The organism is Stenotrophomonas sp. P5_A8 (genome assembly GCF_056400545.1).
On sequence record NZ_JBFULB010000495.1, the window covers coordinates 1 to 1,934 of the forward strand.

Here is a 1,934-nt window from a genome sequence, read left to right on the forward strand (position 1 = left end):
GTACACGTCGAAGTGGCGCGGCAGCGAGTACTTGAAGTCCTTGGCAGTCTGCGCCGAGAGCAGGAAGAACGTGCCCAGCGCGGCGTCGATCACCGAGAACAGCGAGCTCAGCAGCTCGTTGTTGGTGGCCTCCAGCACACTCTCGTGGAAGGAGAGATCCGCCTTGGCCCACGCGTCCTGGTCCGGCGCGTCGGCCATCGCCAGGTAGGCCGCCTTGATCTTGGCCAGTTGCGCGGGCAACCGCCGCTGCGCTGCCGAGGCGGCCGCCGCAGGTTCGATCACTTCGCGCATTTCCACCAGTTTGTCCACGAAGTCCTGGGTTGGCATCAGCGCGCAGCGCCACGCCAGGATGTCGCTGTCCAGCTGCTTCCAGAATCGGGGCTCGCGCACCCGCGAACCGGTTTTCTGCTTCGTTTCGATAAGCCCCTTGGAGCCGAGCACCTTCAACCCTTCGCGAAGCGCCGAGCGGCTCACCGACAAGGTCTGTGCCAAGAGCTCTTCCTTGGGCAGGTACTCGCCCGGCTTGATCGTGCCACTGACGATGCGCTGCCCGATCTCCTGGGTAACCTGATCGTGAAGGTTGCGTAGCTCGATCCGTTTCACAGACACCCCTTTGGCTTGGTGCTCCGCTGAGCGCGGTCACTCCTATTATCCGACAAAAGGGGTTCGGCAGGGTGGCTTGCTTTGACATGGGGGCGGCCGTCATCACAGTTTGAACCGGAAGCCCATGGCCACAGTCTTATCCTGGTAGCGGATGTCGCGCGGCCGCGTATCGCCACTGCCCCAGAACTGGTGCAGATTGTTGCCCAGCAGATTGGTCGCCGAGAACACCACGGTGGCGCGAGGGGTCACGTCGTAGCTGATCGAGAAGTCCAGCGAGCTGGCCGGCTCGACCTGGTCTTCGGTTCCAGCAACGGTCGGCTGGGTGAAGAAGTCGATGTAGCGGCTGCGATAGCCGTAGGCCAAGCGAGCTGATAGACCGAAGTTCTCGTAGAAGAGCACGGCGTTGTAGTTGTTCTTGGATACGTTTTGCAGCGGGCGGGAAATCACCGGGCCACCGATGAACTCCGGCGATTTGGTGTCGCCCTCGATGTAGGTGTAGTTCAGCTGCGCGCCCAGGCCGCTCCATGCACCCGGCAGGAAGTCGAAGGTCTGCTGATACGCCAGTTCCACGCCCTGCAGATGGCCGCTGCCGGCGCTCTGGGGCGAGGAGAGCTCATAGTCCTCACCGGCGATGACCACATTGGTGATGTAGTTCTGGATGTAGCCATCGATATCGCGATAGAACACGCCGGCACTCGCATAACCCACCGGCGAGAAGTACCACTCCAGCGACACGTCGTAGTTGGTCGACTTGATAGGGCTCAGGTCCGGGTTGCCGCTGCTGGCCACACCCGCACGATTGACAGTGCCCGGGTTCAGCGAGATCGACGGGTTCAGCGCACCGAAGTCCGGGTAGCTCAGCGTCTTCGCGGCCAGCACGCGTAACTGCCAGGCATCATTGAAGTGCAAATTCAAGCTGGCATTGGGCAGCGTATTGGTGTCCTGCGTATTCCGCGTGATAGCGCTGTAGACGCCGGTGCTGGCATCGAACGAGAAGGCATTGAGGTCGCGCTTGATCTTCTCTGCGCGCACGCCCACCAATCCATCGGCACGCAGGCCGAATACATCGAAATCGTACTTGGCTTGCACGTAGCCAGCCGACTTGCGTTCTTGAATGTCGAAGAAGCGACCGGGGTTTTCGGCAGCCAGGCCATCCGGCAGGCCGTAATAAGCGCGCAGTTGATCCGCGTTGTTGATCAGGTAGTCGTAGCAGGGCGTGAGGAAGGATTGGCTCAGTGCCGAGTTGCCACGCTTGCTGCAGAAGAAGCTGTTAGCCGGGAACAGCCCGACCACCTGGTTGGCAGGGTTCGGGTTCGCGGTGATGTTGCCGG

2 protein-coding genes are annotated in these 1,934 nt (G+C 61.4%); both read right to left on the reverse strand.

Annotated elements, in window-relative coordinates; genetic code table 11:
* Positions 1-603 (reverse strand): FadR/GntR family transcriptional regulator (locus AC1DQP_RS20020; protein ID WP_478052368.1); only part of this gene is annotated, 603 nt, incomplete at its 3' end.
* A gap of 102 nt (positions 604-705) precedes the next feature.
* A partial coding sequence (locus AC1DQP_RS20025; protein WP_478052369.1) for a TonB-dependent receptor occupies positions 706-1,934 on the reverse strand: 1,229 nt, incomplete at its 5' end.